Here is a 3,324-nt window from a genome sequence, read left to right on the forward strand (position 1 = left end):
TCCATCAAGACTTCACTGCCGTGCTTTTTGCGGATTTTGTCCAGCTTTGGGGTTAACCAGGCAATCTGCTCTTCAGGGGTGTGAGCCAACTGTTCTTTCCTGTTGAAAAACCGCTTTAACAGGCTGTGTACTGAGCCATCCCATTGGCTTGTCAGTCGATTCCTGACAAGACAGGACAACTCAGCCCTTCGCTGTTTTTTAGCAACAGGGTTGGCGATTATGCCGGGCGTTGGTTGGGGCATGTTCTGTTCGATCACCGGTTGTCTGGTTCGCTCACTGCAGCCGGGGTGTTCGGTGGCGGGTGTCGGTAAGGTATTGTCGGTATCGTTGCCGGTAGCGCTGTCCAGGCCCTTATTCGGAAATGACCCATCGCCGGTGCTTTCGGGCTGGCACGGCGGTTGGCTGCAAACAGGTTGGCGGCTCCGGTTAGCGGTCAGGGAGTTTGTCTGTTGATGGGTTGGTGTTTCCCGGCGGTTATCGCCATTGATGTATCGCTGAATCTCCGCCGGTGTCAGGCCGCGCAGGTAGCACGTATCTTTTGCCTTGATTCGGGCATATTCAATTTTTGACGTTAAAAAAGTTCGGAATGCCGGGCTCAGATACCCGCCCTCAGCCATTGCCGGGTCCTCGCCAGGAGAATCCACCAGTGTTTGCAGTTGTTGCTGCATCTGCTCATAGCATCGACAGGCATTGTGGTAATCGCCCATTTTTACAAACAGGTCACCGGCCTTGAGGTTGAGTGGAATGAATTTTCCCCGGCTGGCGGCTTGTTCATACCATGTTGCCGCTTTCTCAGGGGATGGATAATTGATCAGTTTCTGCTCATGGAGCCAGCCAATCAGGAAACAGGCGTAACCATGGAGATTATCGGCCAAGGGTGGTTCGCTGCTCACGGCCTGGCTGAACACTTGAAAAGCATCCATTATTCTCTGGCGATGCCGGGGCATGTTGTAAATGCGAGTCTTGTTATTGGTTTGATGGTAGGTCATGACGTTGAAGATATAGGCGAATGCCGTCAACAGATTCTCAGGTTTCGGAAATGGTTTCTGGCCCCTGGCCCAGGTAGCAGAGGAAGCAGCCTGCCCCGCTTTTTTGTGTCTGACGCATACTGCCTGAGTGGCTGGAATAGTCATCGCGTCGTCCCGGAACCACTTGACGCTGGCTCTGAGGTTTGATTTACCGGCCGGGGTTGACCGAGCCAATAAACCCTCGGACGAGGCCAGAGTTTTGGCGGTTAAATCATGACTAATGCGAACCTCGTCATGAAAAATGGCGATATATAATGCCCTGTACAGGATTTCGTACGCATTATCTGGCTCAGGAAGATAACCGGACTCATCATCAAACATGAATCCAATCAGAAATTCATACCTGGAAAACAGTAAAACCGGTGAATCATAGGCTGTAAAAGGGTAATGGGTATTTTTTTCTATGAATTGACTGGCTATGTCCGCCAGCCGTTGGGTTAAGGCAATGGGGGATGCCAGAGGTTCGGTGTCAGGATAAAGGCCACTGTCAATGAGTAATTTGAACCACAGGTCCGACAGCCGGTCCTGCCGACCAGAGCGAAATTGTTTTATTTTTTCTACATCACCGGCTTGCCTGATTATGCCGTTGTTTACTGCATACTGGATCAGCCAGGATCTCAACTGATTCCGGGTTAGCCTGGCATCCAACAGGCTGGCGGCCAGCCACTGCTTATAGGCTTGTTTACGTTTGTCGCTGGCCTTTGCCATATATAGGGATGCAGTCTCGGCAGATACCTTTTTCAGTTGCTGCTCATGCATCTTGAGCAACCGTTCCGACTCAATCAGGCGACATGCACCCAGCGCCAGCAGTGCCTCGGGATTCAGGTTGCCAGGCGCATCCGGGGAACCGCAGACCACAACCCTGCGCTCGTTTTCAGTCAGGATGCCCCCAACCTTCTGTTTCGGAAAATATTGATGCACTCTCCTGCAAGTGCAAAAGTGTGGTGGTGGTTGCAAACTTTCAAACGGACAAGTACTCCCCCAGAACCACTTGTTAAACTGCTGTATGCCCGATTTATCAGAAAGCGCCGGAGAAAAGTTGCTGTTAATGGCAACGTCCAACACTGTTTTGGCCTGCCTGGAGAAAGACCAGTGCTGGTCTGCCAGGCACATTGACCGAACGACATCAGGATCGATCCTGACTTTCCTGCCTGCAAAAAAATACGCTTCGTCAATGGTGTTGGTGGAATCACCGTGGGCGTTGAGGAAACTGTCCACGCGTTGGTTATAGTTCAGCCTCTCCACAGTTTGTTCCTTGGGTAGCAGCCATGAGAAAAAAGATATGAGCAAGCTCGCTTAAAATAGAAAAGCTTACTGCTTACTGCTTAAAAATAGTTTTAGACAGGATAAAGAACAGATGGTTCTTGGAATGAAGAAAAATTTCACCGGATCGCACTCAAACTTGACGACGCCCGGAAGAACACCGGTGGCATGCCAACCCTGCGTTCACCAATTGTGGTTAACTGGGGAACTATTGGCTTTTCAAATAGACTAAGTAGTAGTAAGTCGATTATCCACTCATGGCAGAATCTACGCCACACCAGCAAAGCCACATCAGCTAAAAGGTCTTTTTATGTTTTCACCATATAATTATGACAGGGTTTATTTAGAACAATGGACCGATGCCCCCCCTCTTATGATACTGTCATGGAAGAGATAAAAGAGGAGGGAGGAGAGGGAAGGTTTAACCAGGTTTCAACCACCGTTACCAGTGGCATTGACAATCCTGTTTTAAAAGAACCGGTGGAGAACGTCTGCGATGAGCCATATCCTCCGCAAGATTTTAAACCACTGGTTGATTTTTCTGTCAGTCTTAACCAATCGCCAGCAACACAAGTCAGGCCAGCCATAGCCACTTCACCAAAACATACTGACCCTGCTGGTTGGGACTGGGACCAATGGCAACATGACCATTATAAAGTGACCGAGACGGGGGCAGGCTTTTATACCCAAAGATCAAAAGAGGAATTTCTTCAACTTAAATATAAACTTTTGTACAAATTAGAATGTGAAGATCTCTTCGATAAGTGTAAAAAAATCCTGACCTCGCCAGTACAACAAATTGGTATGACTGCATTTCAAAACTGCGAATGTTTTCTGGATCTTTCCGAACAATATCACAACAACGAGAAACCACTGACACCATTTATTCTCGAATGTTATGAAAAAGGTTTGTTCACACGAGAATTTATGAATGAATTGTATAATACTTGAAAATGAATACCTCGGTGCCAAATTAGTAGCAGAAAGCCAGGGAGGCTGTCCGAGAATAGCGCCCGACTGGGCGTCCCCGTAG

General features: G+C 48.6%; 2 protein-coding genes. One reads left to right on the top strand and one right to left on the bottom strand.

From position 1 onward, the window contains the following. On the bottom strand, window positions 1-2,273 hold a 2,273-nt coding region (locus tag KDK14_RS02200; protein WP_257263385.1), incomplete at its 3' end, for an SEL1-like repeat protein. A gap of 402 nt (window positions 2,274-2,675) precedes the next feature. Here KDK14_RS02200 and KDK14_RS02205 point away from each other — a divergent pair. Next, on the top strand, window positions 2,676-3,242 hold the full coding sequence (locus KDK14_RS02205; RefSeq protein ID WP_257263386.1) for a hypothetical protein: 567 nt from the start codon (window positions 2,676-2,678) through the stop codon (window positions 3,240-3,242). Window positions 3,243-3,324 lie beyond the last annotated feature (82 nt).

It is taken from the genome of Endozoicomonas sp. ONNA2, assembly GCF_024606365.1.
Taxonomy (GTDB): Bacteria; Pseudomonadota; Gammaproteobacteria; order Pseudomonadales; family Endozoicomonadaceae; genus Endozoicomonas.